Raw genomic sequence first — 16242 nt, forward strand, 5'->3', positions numbered from 1 at the left:
AGGCTGATTTAACAAACAATCTTGCAAATGTGTTTGGCATATCGACAAGTGCCTTAACTGTGCCCGACATTGACAGCTACAACGGATTAATGCACACTCTGTTTACTCTTGAGGATTTATACGGTTTCCGTATTGATAAACTTGATGACGAGCTTTGCATACGCCTTGATAAGTGTATGGGAACAAACTATCTTAAATTGTTCGATATGTTTTCCGCTTGGCAGGAGCAAGCCGAAAAACTTAAGAACGGAGAAATCACAAAAGAGGAATACGACCGTTGGCGTTATAACTATCCTGCAATCAATATTGAATAAAGGTGTTACTTATGAAAATACAAACTAAAATTGATTTCTTTTCAAGCAATTTCATAGAAGCAATTGGAGCAGGTGTGTATAAAGTAAGTGTTATCAATGCAAATGGTGATATCGCACCTTTATACATTGGCGAATCTGTTTTTGTGTTAGTCCGTTGTGCAACTCATTTATTTGAATTTAAGAAAAATCCCGCTTATTTCGGTTTTAACGAGAAATCCATTGTTAATCCAAAAATAACATTAAAATTCGAATTATACCGTCAAATAGATGAGCAACAAAAGCGAAAACAATGTGAAAAAGAATTGATAAAAGAAATACTAAAAACAAAACAAATCATCTGTCAAAACGGCATAAGTGACCGTATGAAGGGTATTAACGAAAAAATCAAAGCACTAGAAAACTTTTTAAGTCAAAACAAATAAGCAAATAAACGCAAAAAAGGCATTACCGACTGCAAAAGTCAGTAATGCCTTTTATAGTATTAAAATAATTGTACCTGCAAACCAATAGAACACTTAGAATAAAGTCGTTTTATGGTTTGCTATCATTTTGCTATCAAATCGGGAATTTGAGAGCTGAAAACCCAGTGTTTATGCGGGTTTACGCAACTCCTGATATTATTCCCACTCAATAGTTGCTGGAGGCTTACTAGTAATATCGTAAACAACTCTGTTTACATGCTTAACCTCATTGATAATTCTACTGGAAATTTTTCCAAGAACATCATAAGGAATGTGTGCCCAGTCAGCAGTCATAAAATCGCTTGTTGTTACAGCACGAAGTGCGATTGTACTATCATAGGTTCTTCCGTCGCCCATAACACCAACGCTCTTAATATTCGTAAGAACTGCAAAATATTGATTAATATCCTTATCAAGTCCTGCGTTTGCTATTTCTTCACGCATAATTGCATCTGCATCTTTGAGAATATCAAGCTTTTCATCTGTAATTTCTCCGAGAACTCGAATAGCAAGACCTGGACCTGGGAATGGCTGACGCCATACAAGGAAAGATGGAATAAGGAGCTCAAGACCAGCTTTACGAACCTCATCTTTAAAGAGATAACGCAAAGGCTCAATAATTCCCTCAAAATTAACATCTTCAGGAAGTCCGCCAACATTGTGGTGACTCTTAATTACAGCAGCCTCACCTACACCGCTCTCAACAACATCAGGATAAATTGTTCCTTGGCAAAGATAATCCATCTTTCCAAGCTCGTTTGCTTTTTCTTCAAATACACGAATAAACTCTTCACCAATAATTTTCCTCTTGCGTTCAGGGTCAGAAACACCTTCAAGCTTTTTGAGGAATCTATCCTTGCAGTTTACTCGGATAAGATTCATATCAAACTGCTCTCTAAATACCTTTTCAACTTGGTCGCCCTCGTCCTTGCGAAGAAGTCCGTGGTCAACAAAGATACAAGTAAGATTCTTTCCAATAGCCTTGTGTACAAGAACAGCAGCAACAGAAGAATCAACTCCGCCTGATAATGCACAGAGCACTTTTTTATCACCAATAGTTTCTTTAAGATGCTGAATAGTATCATTAACAAATGAACTCATCTTCCAATCGCCCTTGCAAGCACAAGCATTATAGAGGAAGTTCTTAAGATAAGTCATACCCTCTTTTGTATGTTGAACCTCTGGGTGGAACTGCATAGCATAAAATTTATTTGTTCTGTCTTCCATAGCAGCAACAGGGCAATCGTCTGTACGAGCAACAATCTTAAAGCCCTCAGGAGTTTTAGAAATATAGTCTGTATGGCTCATCCAGCAGATGTTTTCATCGCTTGCATTTTGGAAAAGTGTACTTGTATTATCAAATAAAACATTTGTGTTGCCATATTCTTTTACGAGTGAAGTGCTAACTTCTCCGCCAAGCATATTAGCCATAAGCTGAGCACCATAGCAAATACCAAGAACAGGTATACCAAGCTCAAAGAGCTCAGGGTCACACTTAGGAGCTTTTTCAGCATAAACACTGTTAGGACCACCAGAGAAAATAATTCCCTTATAGTTGCCCTGCTTAATCTCCTCAGCAGAAATTCTATATGGCTTAATCTCACAATAAACATTAAGCTCACGAACTCTTCTTGCGATAAGCTGGCTATACTGACCTCCGAAGTCGAGAATCAGAACCGCTTCATTTTTAATTTCCATCATTTTCACCTCAAAAACTTATTCAACTGTTACAGACTTTGCGAGATTTCTCGGCTTATCAATATCACAGCCCTTTAAAGAAGCGACATAATAAGCGAAAAGCTGCAACGGAATTACTGCCAAGGATGGCAACATAATATCACAGGTCTTTGGTATATAAAAAGCAAAATCAACGCTTTTTTCAATTTCGGGGTGGTTTTCACAGGTAAGTCCAAGAACAACCGCACCTCTGGATTTAACCTCAACGACATTACTCATAGTTTTCTCAAAAAGATTTTCGTGTGTTGCGAGAGCAACTACAAGTGTACCATCTTCTATAAGAGAAATAGTTCCATGCTTCAGTTCACCAGCTGCATATGCCTCCGAATGAATATAAGAGATTTCCTTTAGCTTGAGCGAGCCCTCGAGAGAAAGAGCATAATCAAGATTTCTGCCAATAAAGAATATATCTCTGTTATCAAATTGCTGTGATGCAAAATACTGAATATCTTCTTTATTTTTAAGAATCTGCTCTATTTTATCTGGAATAAGTCTAAGCTCAGAAAGATATTTTTTATATTCTGTTTCGGAAATTGTTCCAAGAATATCTCCAAAATAGATTGTAAGGAGATAGACAACTGCAAGCTGTGTGCTATAAGCCTTTGTTGTAGCAACAGCAATTTCAGGACCTGCCCATGTATAAACAACATCATCAGATTCGTTTGCAATAGCGCTTCCAACAACATTTACAATAGAAAGAATATAAGCACCATAACTCTTTGCCTCTCTGAGTGCTGCGAGAGTGTCAGCTGTTTCACCAGACTGACTTATTACTATCACAAGGGTTTTATCATCGACAATCGGATTTCTATAACGGAATTCCGAAGCAACATCAACCTCAACAGGAATTCTCAATGTCTGTTCAAATACATATTTTGCGACAACGCCTACATGATAAGCAGAACCACAAGCAACTATACAAATCTTTTTAAAGCTTTTAAACTGTTCAGGTGTAAGGTTTATTTCATCAAAGACAATTCTATTATCTTTGATTCTTGGATTTATAGTATCACGGAAAGCCTTCGGCTGTTCCATAATTTCTTTAAACATAAATGTTTCATAACCGCCCTTTTCAGCAGCAGAAATGTCCCAGTTTATATGCTGAACTTCTTTTTTAACTTCGTCTTTATCAGTGTTGATAATCTTGACATCTGAACTTGTAATAATAGCAATTTCATCTGCATCAAGACGATAAATATCTCTTGTCTTTTCAAGAATTGCAGGAATATCACTTGCAATGTAGTTTTCATTCTTGCCAAGTCCGATAATGAGTGGACTTTCTTTTCTTACTGCAATAATCTGATCGGGATTATCCAGACAAATTATGCCAAGGGCATATGAACCATTAACCTTAGAAAGAACCTTGATAACAGTATCAATAATATCTCCAGTATAATAATAATCCAAAAGCTGTGCTATAACCTCTGTATCCGTTTCAGAGTAAAATTTTACTCCTCTGCGAATAAGATGGTCTTTAAGCTTAATATAATTTTCTATTATTCCGTTGTGAACAACAGCAAATTTACCTGAATCGCTCAGATGAGGGTGTGAATTTGCATCTGATGGTTCGCCGTGAGTAGCCCATCTTGTATGGCCTATACCAACTGTACCTTTAACAGCTTTGCCACCATCAATCATATCACTAAGAATTTTCAGCTTGCCCTTTGCCTTAAAAACATTGAGTTTTTCTCCGTCATAAACACAGACACCTGCTGAATCGTAACCACGATATTCAAGCTTTTCAAGTCCACTTAAAAGGTTAGGAGCCGCTTGTTCATAGCCTATGTATCCAACTATACCACACAAAATAATCCCTCCGGTCTTATCTTAGAATGATGTCCTCACGCTTAGGTCCATTAGAAATCATCTTGAAAGGAACACCGACTGCCTTCTCAGCAAATTCGATATACTTTCTGCAATTTTCAGGAAGCTTATCATATTCCTTAATTCCACGAATATCGCACTTCCAGCCAGGAAGAACCTCAATAATAGGCTTGCATCTCTTAAGCTTTGTTGTTGATGGGAAGTAATCAATTCTTTCGCCGTCAAGCTCATAAGCAACAACAACAGGAATCTCATCAAGATAACCAAGAGCGTCAATAACTGTGAAAGCAACCTGTGTTGCACCCTGAACCTTACAACCATAACGAGTTGCAACGAGGTCAAGCCAGCCAACTCTTCTTGGACGGCCTGTTGTTGCACCATATTCTCCCTTATCTCCGCCACGCTTACGAAGTTCCTCTGCTTCTTCTTCATCATGAATTTCGCTTACAAATTCACCTGCACCAACAGAGCTTGAGTATGCCTTAACAACCGTAACAATTTCTTTAATCTCATATGGAGGAATACCGCCTGCACCAACAGCACCATAGCCAGCGATTGTATTTGAGGAAGTAACCATTGGATAGATACCAAAATCAGTATCCTTAAGTGTGCCAAGCTGTCCCTCAAGAAGAATGTTCTTTCCAGCCTTAACAGCGTCATTAACGATGTCAAATGTTGAAGCAACATAAGGCTCAAGCATTTCTTTATATTCCATAAGCTTATTGAAAATCTCGTCAACACTAAGCTCTTCTTTGTGATAGAGGTTCTTAATAGTTAAATTCTTAACCTCAAGAATTCTTTCAAGCTTCTTTCTTAATGAGTCAGTATCATCATAAAGCTCATTTACCTGAAAACCAATTTTAGCAAATTTATCAGAATAGAAAGGAGCAATACCAGACTTAGTAGAGCCAAAGCTTTCTTTTGAAAGTCTTTCCTCCTCATAGCAATCGAAAAGAATATGATAAGGCATTACGATTTGAGCTCTGTCAGATACCAGTATATGCACATTCTTTACACCTTGTTCCTCAAGGCTCTTAAGTTCGTTGATAAAATTATCAACATTAAGTGCAACACCGTTTCCGATAATATTTGTGATATTATCATAGAAAACACCACTTGGAAGCTGATGAAGAGCGAAACGGCCATAGTTATTTATGATAGTGTGTCCTGCGTTGCTTCCTCCCTGAAAACGGATAACCATATCCGAGTTTGCTGCAAGCACATCAGTTATCTTGCCCTTGCCTTCATCTCCCCAGTTTGCACCAACAATAGCTTTTACCATAATTAAAATCCAACCTTTCATTTTTTGTCGTTAAGGAGCGGAGTGCCTCCGCTGTCAATTTGTGTAATTGATTTTGCTTTGCAAAACCTATTAGCAAATTGTAGGGGCGAACTGTACTCGCCCGTTTAATATTTCATCATTCGCATCTTAGCCATATGCCGACACCCATATGCTTATAAAAACAGTTTTAGAGATATGCACAAAATAGTACATATCTCTTGCACTGTAAGTATTTTTTTATACGTTAATTTCAACCTCTTCAACAGCAATATTCTCATATTCTGCTAAAACAGGTGCTACAACATCATTGAGAAAATCTTCTGTTTGCTGAGGTGCTCTGCCAACATAGTTTTCTGGCTTGAGATGCTCCTCAAGCTCCTCTAAGGTTACACCAAAGATAGGGTCTTTCGCAATCTTCTCAAAGAGATGATTTTCCTTACCCTCTGCCTTAATTTCGTAGCCAGTTTCAACAGAAAGCTCACGAATACGCTCATGAAGTTCCTGACGGTCACCGCCACGCTTTACTGCGTCCATCATAATATTCTCAGTTGCCATAAATGGTAACTCAGAACGCAGACGCTTTTCTATAACCTTATCATAAACTACAAGTCCGTCACTCACATTAAGATACAAGTTAAGAACTGCATCAATAGCAAGGAAGCCCTCAGGTATGCTCAATCTCTTATTAGCTGAGTCATCAAGAGTTCTCTCAAACCACTGTGTAGCTGCTGTAATATATGGATTAAGTACATCAACCATAACATATCTTGAAAGTGACGCTATACGCTCTGAACGCATAGGATTGCGTTTATATGCCATAGCAGAAGAACCTATCTGATTTTTCTCGAATGGCTCTTCAATCTCTTTAAGATGCTGAAGAAGTCTTATATCATTAGAGAATTTTGTAGCACTCTGTGCAATTCCTGCAAGAACATTCAAGATTTGGCTATCAAGCTTTCTAGAATATGTCTGTCCTGAAACAGCAAAGCAAGAATCATAGCCAAGCTTTGCAGCAATTCTTCTGTCAAGCTCACGACACTTTTCGTGGTCGCCCTCAAAAAGCTCAAGGAAGCTTGCCTGTGTACCTGTTGTACCCTTGCAGCCAAGAAGCTTTGCCTTAGAAAGCTGGTACCTTACATCTTCGAGGTCCATAAGAAGGTCCTGAATCCAAAGTGTAGCACGCTTACCTACTGTTGTAGGCTGTGCCGGCTGAAAATGTGTGAATGCAAGTGTAGGAAGGTCCTTATATTTTCTTGCAAAGTCAGAAAGTGTGCGGATAACTCCGACAAGCTTTTTCTCAACTATACGCAAAGCCTCTGTCATAATGATAACATCTGTGTTGTCACCAACATAGCAAGAGGTTGCTCCGAGATGAATAATTCCCTTTGCATTCGGGCATTGTACACCATATGCATAAACATGTGACATAACATCGTGACGAACTAACTTTTCTCTTTCTTCTGCAACATCATAGTTTATGTCATCAGCGTGTGCTTTAAGCTCGTCAATCTGCTCCTGTGTAATAGGAAGTCCAAGCTCCATTTCAGATTCTGCAAGAGCAATCCAAAGCTTTCTCCATGTTCTGAATTTCTTATCAGGAGAAAAAAGATATTTCATTTCCTTATCGGCATATCTTGACGAAAGAGGAGATTCATAGGTATCTTTAGCCATAATCTTAAATTCCTTTCATCTTAAAAATACTGAAATCGGCAAATTATTGCTTATCCTTGACAAGCTTCTTGTCAAAGTCAACTCCGCCTCTTTCCTTACCTTCAAGTAATTTTTGAGGTATTTCTGTTGGGTATTTTCCAGTAAAGCAAGCAGTACAAATACCATTTGCTTTATTCAAAAGCATCTGTGAAAGCTTATCCGCTGGCAAATATCCAAGAGAATCCGCTCCACTGATTTTGCAAATCTCATCAACAGTATGTTTGCAGGCAATAAGCTCGCCCTTAGACGGAATATCTGTTCCGTAATAGCAAGGCCAAGTAAATGGCGGTGAACTTATGCGGAGGTGAACCTCCTTAGCACCTGCTTTTCTAAGCATAGTTACTATTCTATCGCAGGTTGTGCCACGAACGATAGAATCATCTATCATAACAACTCTCTTACCCTTAACACTTGTAAGAAGTGGATTAAGTTTAAGACGAACGCTCTTTGCACGCTCCTGCTGTGTCGGCTTAATAAATGTTCTGCCGATATAGTTATTCTTAACGATTCCCTTTTCATAAGGGATTCCCGATTCTTCACTATAACCAATAGCAGCATCTATTCCCGATTCAGGAACACCAATAACCAAATCAGCGTCAACTGGGAACTCTCTTGCAAGGATTCTTCCAGCCTCTTTACGAGATTCGTAAACGCCAATTCCATCAATTATAGAGTCTGTTCTTGCGAAATAAATATACTCAAAAACGCAAAGAGATTTCTTGCTTTCCTTAGGGCAGTTATCTTTGATTGAGGTAATGCCTCTATCATCAACAACAACAATTTCGCCAGGCTCAATATCTCTTACAAATTCTGCACCCGCAGCATCTAATGCACAAGATTCAGAAGCGAAAACATAAGAGCCTTCAAGCTTACCCATACATAGCGGTCTGAAGCCATGAGGGTCACGAGCCGCAATTAGCTTTCTTGGACTCATAACCAATAGTGAATATGAGCCATCAAGCTGTTTCATAGCCGCACTTACGGCAGCCTCAACAGAATGTGAATGAACACGCTCTCTTGCAATCAAATAAGCGATTACTTCAGAGTCGATTGTTGTCTGAAAAATTGCCCCTCGATGCTCAAGCTCTTTACGAATCTCAACAGCATTAGTAAGGTTGCCGTTATGAGCGATAGCAAGAACACCCTTAACATATCTCATTACAAGCGGTTGAGCGTTTTCAGGAACGCTTCCGCCTGCGGTTGAATATCTGACATGAGCAACGGACATCTGACCTTCAAGTGAAGCTAAGGTTTCCTTAGAAAATACTTCGCTTACAAGTCCCATATCCTTATGATAGCTGATTACGCCTCTGTCGTTAACGGCAATTCCGCAACTCTCCTGACCTCTGTGCTGTAAAGCAAGAAGTCCATTATATGAAGCATAAGCTGGGTTTATAGCACCATCACTATATACTCCGAAAACACCACATTCTTCATGCAGCTCCTCGGAGAAACAGTCTGAAAATTTGCTGCTGTCCAAAAGGTTTCACCGTCCTGTTAGCATTATAAAATTGTTTATAAAAAGATTATGCAAGGCCAATTCTTTTCATCATCTCAGCATAAGCTTCTTCTACGCCGCCCATATCTCTGCGGAAACGGTCCTTGTCGAGTTTCTCGTGTGTCTTAATATCCCAGAAACGGCAAGTATCAGGAGAAATCTCGTCAGCAAGTATAATCTTATCGTGGAACTTGCCAAACTCAAGCTTAAAGTCGATAAGCTCAACGCCTACGCCTGCAAAGAATTCCTTCATATAGTCGTTTACTTTATAAGCCATATCGCTGATAACATCAATTTCTTCCTGAGTTGCGATACCGCAAGCGATAGCCTGTGAATTGTTAATCATAGGGTCGCCAAGCTCGTCATTCTTATATGAAAACTCAAGGATTGGGCATTTAAGCTCCATACCTTCCTCAAGGCCGAGCTTCTTTGCGAGGCTGCCTGCTGCCTTGTTACGGATAATAACCTCGAGAGGAACGATAGAAACCTTCTTAACGATAGTTTCTCTATCGCTGATTTCCTTTACGAAATGTGTCTCGATGCCTTTTTCTGCAAGAAGCTTGAACATAAAGTTAGACATCTTATTATTAACTACGCCCTTACCTCTGATTGTGCCTTTTTTAAGACCATTAAAAGCAGTAGCGTCGTCCTTATATTCTACCATACAGTAATCAGGGTCGTCCATTGCGTAAACCTTTTTTGCCTTGCCTTCGTAAATAAGCTCTTTCTTTTCCATATTCAAAGTCCTCCAAACTTAAATTGACAAAATAAAAAAATCATACGCATATATTATACTTCATTTCGACGATTTAAGCAAGAGCCAGAAAGACGATTTATTTTTTCTATGATTTTGCATAATTTTTTCAAAAAATTTCATATTTGCTCATATATTATCAAAAGTCTATGCTTTTACGGTGTCTTTTTGAATGATTTACTATAATTTTTGCCAAAAATGCAGTACTATTTGTGTATAAGTTGACAAAATTTTATTAGTTTATTATATTTTTACAATTTTTGTTTGATTTATGGAAAATTATATGATAAAATATGCAAGGTATTAAGGAAGATATCCATACAAATTTGTTTTATTTCAAATATCTAAGTGATTTTTCTTCTGAAAATACTTGCAAATCAATCTTCAATATAAGGAAGTGGCTTCAATGTCATATGTAAGTGAACAACTTGAAAAAATTAAGGCAAAGAACCCTGCTCAACCTGAATTCATTCAGGCAGTAACTGAGGTTCTTAACTCTCTCGAACCAGTTTTCGAGCAGAATCCTAAGTATCAGGAAAACGCTATTATCGAAAGAATTACAGAGCCTGAAAGACAGCTCATGTTCAGAGTTGCTTGGGTTGACGATAACGGTAAGACACAGGTAAACCGTGGCTTCCGTATCCAGTTCAACAGCGCTATCGGTCCTTACAAGGGCGGTCTTAGACTTCACCCATCAGTAAACCTTGGTATCATTAAGTTCCTCGGTTTCGAGCAGATTTTCAAGAACTCCCTCACAGGTCTTCCAATCGGCGGCGGCAAGGGTGGTTCTGACTTTGACCCTAAGGGTAAGAGCGACCGTGAAATCATGGCTTTCTGCCAAAGCTTTATGACTGAGCTTTATAGACACATTGGTGCTGATACTGATGTTCCTGCTGGTGACATTGGTGTTGGTGCTCGTGAAATCGGCTACCTCTTTGGTCAGTATAAGAGAATCCGCAATGTTTATGAAGGTGTTCTCACAGGTAAGGGACTTAACTATGGTGGTTCTCTTGCAAGAACAGAGGCAACAGGCTACGGTCTTCTCTATCTCACAAAAGAAATGCTCAAGCAAAACAACATGGATATTGCTGGTAAGACAGTTTGTATCTCTGGTGCTGGTAATGTTGCTATCTATGCTACACAGAAGGCACAGCAGATGGGTGCTAATGTTGTTACTCTTGCTGATTCAACAGGCTGGGTATACGACAAGGACGGCATTGATGTTGCTGCTGTTAAGGAAATCAAGGAAGTTAAGCGTGCAAGACTTTCTGAGTATACAAAGTATCGTCCAAATGCAGAATATCACGAGGGCAAATTCCTTTGGACAATTCCTTGCGATGTTGCTCTTCCATGTGCAACACAGAACGAGCTTGATGTTGAGGGTGCACAGAACCTTATCAAAAACGGCGTAAAGGCTGTTGCTGAAGGTGCTAATATGCCTACAACACTTGAAGCTACAAAGATGTTCCAAGAGAATGGTATTCTCTTTGCTCCAGGTAAGGCTGCTAATGCAGGTGGTGTTGCTACTTCTGCACTCGAAATGTCACAAAATAGTCAAAGACTTTCTTGGACATTTGAAGAAGTTGACGCTAAGCTCGAGGGCATTATGGTTAATATCTTTACAAATATCGCTGCTGCTGCTGAAAAGTATGGTCATAAGGGCGATTATGTAATGGGTGCTAACATTGCAGGCTTCGAGAAGGTTGCAGACGCTATGATTGCACAGGGTGTATATTAATAGAACAGCAAACCTAATAAACTAAATTACTCCTATCCCTTTCTATAAAACTACAATCCCCGGATATTGTTTGGCATAAGCACCAACAATATTCGGGGCATTTTTTATAATCATACATAATTTAACTAAGTATCATAGGTTTTAATAGCAATGTTCTTAATTTCACTTACCCTTTAAGTAGTAAACTTAGCTTATCACTTTTTTACTAAAAATCCCCTTTTTTCAAATTCAGGCATATATAATATAACTGTGAATTTGTTGCAAAGAGCAGTAATTTATTGTATAATATATAAATAAATTTATAAAAAGGTGTGTACAGATATGCTCCTCAGAAGCTGGGACAGGCTTCCCAAAAATATGAAAAATGATGATGTAAGAAAATATTATGATATACTTTCCAAAAAGACGGCAAGTCTGCTTTTTAAGCGTATACTTGATTTTATTCTTGCTTTAATTATGTTGATTGTGCTTTCACCTATTTTTTTGATTGTTGCGATTTGGGTTAAATGCGATTCAAAGGGCAGCGTTTTTTTTCGGCAAGAAAGAGTCACCCGTTATGGAAAGATTTTTCATATCATAAAATTTAGAACAATGGTTCAAAATGCTGAAGCTATTGGTTCACAGGTTACCGTTGACCACGATTCTCGTGTTACTCGTGCAGGGCATTTCTTGCGAAAAACAAGGCTTGATGAATTACCGCAGCTCTTTAACATTCTATCAGGAAGTATGAGCTTTGTTGGCACAAGGCCTGAAGTTATGAAATATGTCAAGTGTTATACGCCTGAAATGATGGCAAGCCTCCTACTCCCTGCTGGAGTAACTTCACTTACGAGCATAAAATTTAAAGATGAAGAAAAGCTTTTGAAAGATGCTGATGATGCAGACAAGGTTTATGTAGAAGATGTTCTCCCCTTAAAGATGAAAATAAATCTTGAATACACAGAAAAATTCAATATTTTTTTCGATTTAAAAGTTATGTTTATGACGGTTATCGCCGTACTCAAGTAATACGACTGGTGGTGTATACCTATAATGAATATCACAAAAAAGGAAATAACAGCCTTGCTCATGAATACCTCTGCTATAAGATTTTCATTGCTTTGTCTGCTGTTTTTCGGTTCTGTTTGTGTGATAGATTCTGCCTGCTATTTTTTAGCCACTCCAATATATGTATGGGCAGGAATCGTTTTATACATAAAGCTTATAAAAGAAATGAAATTAAGAAAAATCAAGCACTTACCAATAATAACTCTATTCATTGCCTCAGGACTTATTTCTGTTGCAGTAAACTTCGCATATAACATACATGAAAATCTTTTTATGATTTATTATGTTATTCTCTGCTTCTTTCTGTTTTATGGATTATATGCTGAAAAAACTCATGAGGCTGCAAAAAGAGAAATGACCTTCTTCTTTAAGTTTTTTCTTTCATCAACAACCATACTTATGACCATAAGTATCATAATACTTCTATGCTCTAAAAAAGGTTTTATGTTTATGGATTATTACATAAGCATAAAGGATAATCGCTTTGTCGGCATATTCACAAACGCCAACCTTTTGGCGTTTTATGCTGTTATCGGTGTTATCTTCTGCCATATACTTTATTTAAGGCACAAGGCTGTTTCTAAATTTACCTTTAGAGTAAGTCTTTACTATGGAATATGTCTTTTTATAAACTTAGTTTCACTCTTTCTCTCTGACTCAAACGGTTCACTTGTATTCATAATAATCTATGTTTGTTTTATAGCATTCTATAAAATTTTCAGAAACAGTGATACCGTAAGAACATTTAATTTTATGTTCAGAATAATTTCATTAATTCTTGCCTGTGTGATATTTGCCTTTTCATTTTTAACCATAAGGTCTTTTGCTCAAGAAGGCTTTGCCACATTACTTGAATCTGAAAGAAAATTTTCAGAAAGCCAAAGTGTAGAAGTAACAAGCACAATTCCAAAATCCGAAAATTCCAAAATTCCAGAAAACAAATCTTCCCAGTCGGAAAGTGCTTCAAAATCAAGTGAAACCTCAAAAGCTGATAACAATAAATATCTTCCAAGTGACAATACCCATACAGAAAACATTTTCAGAGATAAAAAGACAACAACCTTTACCCATGAAAATAAAAATATCGACAGCGGAAGAATTCCACTCCTTAAACAAGCAATAAAACTTTTTTTACTCTACCCTATCTTTGGAGTTGCTCCAAGAAATATTGTTCTATATGGCGAAAAGTATCTCGGTGGATTAAAATATTCCGATTTCCACAATGGTTTCGTAACTATACTTGTAAGCTTTGGAGTTGTAGGCTTTACTTTCTTTATAATCTTTGCAGTAAAGATTGCAAAAAGTATGCTCATCTGCATTTTCAAAAAACGCAACAAAAATGATACTGAGCGTGAGATGTTGCCTTGTCTGCTTGCATTTTTGGCGGCATATTGTGTATACTCAATGTTTGAAATTACACTTCTGCTTGATGTATCTTTTAAGGTACTTATCTTCTGGCTTATTCTTGGCTATGCAATGAGCTATCTCAATCATTATGAAATGAGCGATTATCGAGGCAGACTGAATAGTTCAACATTCTTCCCAGGCTTTGTAGGCAAAATTCAATCAGCATATAAAGATAATCCAGATAAGCAAAGCGATACGCAAAAAAATGAAGATAAAGAAAATTCCAATTAGTTACCGAGCGGGCGAACAAAGTTCGCCCCTAAAGTTAGTTAGCAAATTTCTCTAAGACACTTAAAAGTTTTGCACAAGCTTTTTCAAAAGCTTGCGGTTTTCAAAGGCAGAGCCTTTGGTGGGTTTTAAGGGCAACGCCCTTAACATTCTTTGCTTCTAAAGCGGTGGACTTTGTCCACCGCTTAATTTTATCTTGTTAGCAATATTAGTCGATAAAGGCGAACTGCGTTCGCCTAAGAAAAAACAAATGTTGGGCTTCGCCCAAAAGTGTTTCGCTCTCTGCGAGAGCGACAAGGGCGTTGCCCTTGACCTACGAGCCTTTGAAAAGGCTCGAGCGAAACTTTTAATTGTCTTTGGGAAGTTTGTTAGCTAATTGGAAAAATGTCGGATTTTGCAATTAAGCACTTTACAAAAACTCTTTGATGTACTAAAATTTATTAAGATATTTAATTTGAAAGGAAGTCTATGATGAATATCAGAGAAGAATCATTGCAAAAACACTACGAATGGCAAGGAAAAATCGAGGTTGTTTCTCGTGTTGCCGTCAATGATACAAAAGATTTGTCCCTCGCTTATACTCCTGGCGTTGCAGAGCCTTGCCTTGAGATACAAAAGGACTATGAAAAGTCTTTCCAACTTACACGCAGAAGCAATTTAGTTGCTGTTATAACCGATGGTACAGCCGTTCTCGGACTTGGCGATATAGGACCTGAGGCTGGTATGCCTGTTATGGAGGGCAAATGTGCTTTATTTAAGGAATTTGCAGGAGTTGACGCCTTCCCTATTTGTGTTCGTTCCAAAGATGTTGATGAAATTGTAAGAACAGTATATCTTATTTCTGGAAGTTTCGGCGGAATCAACCTTGAGGATATTGCTGCTCCAAGATGCTTTGAGATTGAAAGAAAGCTCAAAGAAATCTGCGATATTCCTGTTTTTCACGATGACCAGCACGGAACTGCAATTATAGTTGCGGCTGCTGTCCTCAACGCATTGAAGGTTGTCAAGAAGGACCTTGGCGAAATCAATGCCGTTATCAATGGCTCCGGTTCAGCAGGTATAGCTATTGCAAAGCACCTCCTCAACCTCGGTCTTAAAAATCTTACAATGGTAGACAGAGCTGGCATTATTTGCGAGGGTATGGACGGACTCAACCCAGAACAGCAGTATATGTCTACAATCACAAACCGTTCTAAAAAGACTGGTACTCTTGCAGACGCTATGAAGGGTGCTGACCTCTTCATCGGTGTTTCTGCACCAAATATCGTAAATGAAGAAATGGTAAAATCTATGGCAGATGAGCCAATCATCTTTGCTATGGCTAACCCTACACCTGAAATTATGCCTGATGTTGCTAAGAAAGCAGGTGCAAGAATAGTAGGAACAGGTCGTTCAGATTTTCCAAATCAAATCAATAATGTTCTTGCTTTCCCAGGAATTTTCAGAGGTGCTTTGGATTGTCGTGCAAGCGAAATCAACGAAGAGATGAAAGCTGCTGCTTCCTATGCGATTGCTTCTCTCGTTTCTGATGATGAGCTTAATGATGAATATATTCTGCCAAAAGCATTTGATAGAAGAGTAGGCAAGGCTGTTGCTGAGGCTGTTATGGAGGCCGCAAGAAAATCAGGCGTTGCAAAGCTTTGATTAGCATAAGCATTTGACATTCGGGTAAAAATATAGTAAAATATCTTTTGCGAGCGGGCTGAACAGCTGCGGATGAAAGCCGAAAGGCTTCACCCGAGGAAAGTCCGGGCTCCATAGGGCAAGAATAACGGCTAACGGCCGCCGGGGGCGACCCCAGGGATAGTGCAACAGAGATATACCGCCTGAGTCTTTCAGGTAAGGGTGGAAAGGCGAGGTAAGAGCTCACCGGCACACGGGAGACTGTGTGGCCCTGTAAACCCTATTCGGAGCAACACCGCACAGAAGCATTCAACATCGGCCCGATGGCTTCGCTTAGGTGGCATCGAGCAGTGGCGGTAACGCCCTGCCAAGATAGATGGCTGTTCACGACAGAACCCGGCTTATAGGCTCGGTCGCCGCATTATTGCGTATATCATTGCGAATTTTCGCTTTAAATATAAGAACTTGTTTTTTCTATTTGCGAATTTTGTCTTAATTTTACCTCTATCATATTTCTACTTGTAAATTTTAATATTTATTTGCTGTGCAATATAAACTAAAACCTCTTTGTCATTTCTTACAAATTAGCTATTGTTATTTAGCATAAGTTAAAGTATAA

General features: G+C 38.5%; 11 protein-coding genes, 1 other RNA gene and 1 pseudogene. 7 read left to right on the forward strand and 6 right to left on the reverse strand.

Annotation, left to right across the window (positions count from 1 at the left end; genetic code table 11):
- Window positions 1–314: pseudogene (locus C9914_RS09975) on the forward strand (helix-turn-helix domain-containing protein); the annotation flags it as partial.
- A gap of 11 nt (window positions 315–325) precedes the next feature.
- Window positions 326–736, forward strand: coding sequence for a hypothetical protein (locus tag C9914_RS09980; protein WP_106765156.1), 411 nt, complete (start codon window positions 326–328; stop codon window positions 734–736).
- Window positions 737–931: 195 nt separating this feature from the next.
- On the opposite strand, the gene guaA is transcribed toward C9914_RS09980, so the two are convergent.
- The 6 genes from guaA to purC all read right to left on the reverse strand — a co-directional run bounded on the left by guaA (window position 932) and on the right by purC (window position 9562).
- The gene (guaA, locus tag C9914_RS09985; protein WP_270750660.1) at window positions 932–2467 is read right to left on the reverse strand and encodes a glutamine-hydrolyzing GMP synthase; all 1536 of its coding nucleotides are present in this window, start codon (window positions 2465–2467) and stop codon (window positions 932–934) included.
- 24 nt (window positions 2468–2491) lie between these two features.
- Window positions 2492–4318, reverse strand: a complete 1827-nt coding sequence (gene glmS / locus C9914_RS09990) for a glutamine--fructose-6-phosphate transaminase (isomerizing) (RefSeq protein ID WP_022264583.1) — start codon at window positions 4316–4318, stop codon at window positions 2492–2494.
- A 16-nt stretch (window positions 4319–4334) separates the two neighbouring features.
- Window positions 4335–5618, reverse strand: a complete 1284-nt coding sequence (locus tag C9914_RS09995; RefSeq protein WP_022264584.1) for an adenylosuccinate synthase — start codon at window positions 5616–5618, stop codon at window positions 4335–4337.
- A 237-nt stretch (window positions 5619–5855) separates the two neighbouring features.
- Complete coding sequence (gene purB, locus C9914_RS10000; RefSeq protein ID WP_106765160.1) at window positions 5856–7289, reverse strand: adenylosuccinate lyase; 1434 nt, start codon at window positions 7287–7289, stop codon at window positions 5856–5858.
- A gap of 43 nt (window positions 7290–7332) precedes the next feature.
- On the reverse strand, window positions 7333–8808 hold the full coding sequence (gene purF, locus C9914_RS10005; RefSeq protein ID WP_022264586.1) for an amidophosphoribosyltransferase: 1476 nt from the start codon (window positions 8806–8808) through the stop codon (window positions 7333–7335).
- A gap of 46 nt (window positions 8809–8854) precedes the next feature.
- On the reverse strand, window positions 8855–9562 hold the full coding sequence (gene purC / locus C9914_RS10010) for a phosphoribosylaminoimidazolesuccinocarboxamide synthase (RefSeq protein WP_106765162.1): 708 nt from the start codon (window positions 9560–9562) through the stop codon (window positions 8855–8857).
- A gap of 424 nt (window positions 9563–9986) precedes the next feature.
- On the opposite strand from purC, the gene gdhA reads away from it, so the two are divergent.
- From gdhA to rnpB, 5 genes are all read left to right on the forward strand, one after another.
- Window positions 9987–11318 (forward strand): NADP-specific glutamate dehydrogenase, encoded by a 1332-nt coding sequence (gdhA, locus tag C9914_RS10015; protein WP_106765164.1) that lies wholly within the window; start codon window positions 9987–9989, stop codon window positions 11316–11318.
- A 321-nt stretch (window positions 11319–11639) separates the two neighbouring features.
- Window positions 11640–12326: a sugar transferase gene (locus tag C9914_RS10020; protein ID WP_106765166.1), complete on the forward strand. Its 687-nt coding sequence runs from the start codon at window positions 11640–11642 to the stop codon at window positions 12324–12326.
- A 24-nt stretch (window positions 12327–12350) separates the two neighbouring features.
- A complete protein-coding gene (locus C9914_RS10025; RefSeq protein ID WP_106765168.1) occupies window positions 12351–14003 on the forward strand; it encodes an O-antigen ligase family protein in 1653 nt (550 codons plus the stop codon).
- A gap of 468 nt (window positions 14004–14471) precedes the next feature.
- The gene (locus C9914_RS10035) at window positions 14472–15644 is read left to right on the forward strand and encodes an NAD(P)-dependent malic enzyme (protein WP_106765171.1); all 1173 of its coding nucleotides are present in this window, start codon (window positions 14472–14474) and stop codon (window positions 15642–15644) included.
- Between the two features lie 50 nt (window positions 15645–15694).
- Window positions 15695–16043: RNase P RNA component class A (rnpB, locus tag C9914_RS10040), an RNA gene on the forward strand.
- The last annotated feature ends 199 nt before the right edge of the window (window positions 16044–16242 follow it).

Source organism: Pseudoruminococcus massiliensis, assembly GCF_900291955.1.
Taxonomy (GTDB): domain Bacteria; phylum Bacillota; class Clostridia; order Oscillospirales; family Acutalibacteraceae; genus Pseudoruminococcus; species Pseudoruminococcus massiliensis.

Bases quoted from the DNA above. Each gene is read 5' to 3' on its own strand.
- purB (WP_106765160.1), bottom strand. From the start codon at position 7,289: ATGGCTAAAGATACCTATGAATCTCCTCTTTCGTCAAGATATGCCGAT.
- C9914_RS10035 (WP_106765171.1), top strand. From the start codon at position 14,472: ATGAATATCAGAGAAGAATCATTGCAAAAACACTACGAATGGCAAGGA.
- C9914_RS10025 (WP_106765168.1), top strand. From the start codon at position 12,351: ATGAATATCACAAAAAAGGAAATAACAGCCTTGCTCATGAATACCTCT.
- purC (WP_106765162.1), bottom strand. From the start codon at position 9,562: ATGGAAAAGAAAGAGCTTATTTACGAAGGCAAGGCAAAAAAGGTTTAC.
- C9914_RS10020 (WP_106765166.1), top strand. From the start codon at position 11,640: ATGCTCCTCAGAAGCTGGGACAGGCTTCCCAAAAATATGAAAAATGAT.
- C9914_RS09980 (WP_106765156.1), top strand. From the start codon at position 326: ATGAAAATACAAACTAAAATTGATTTCTTTTCAAGCAATTTCATAGAA.
- gdhA (WP_106765164.1), top strand. From the start codon at position 9,987: ATGTCATATGTAAGTGAACAACTTGAAAAAATTAAGGCAAAGAACCCT.
- C9914_RS09995 (WP_022264584.1), bottom strand. From the start codon at position 5,618: ATGGTAAAAGCTATTGTTGGTGCAAACTGGGGAGATGAAGGCAAGGGC.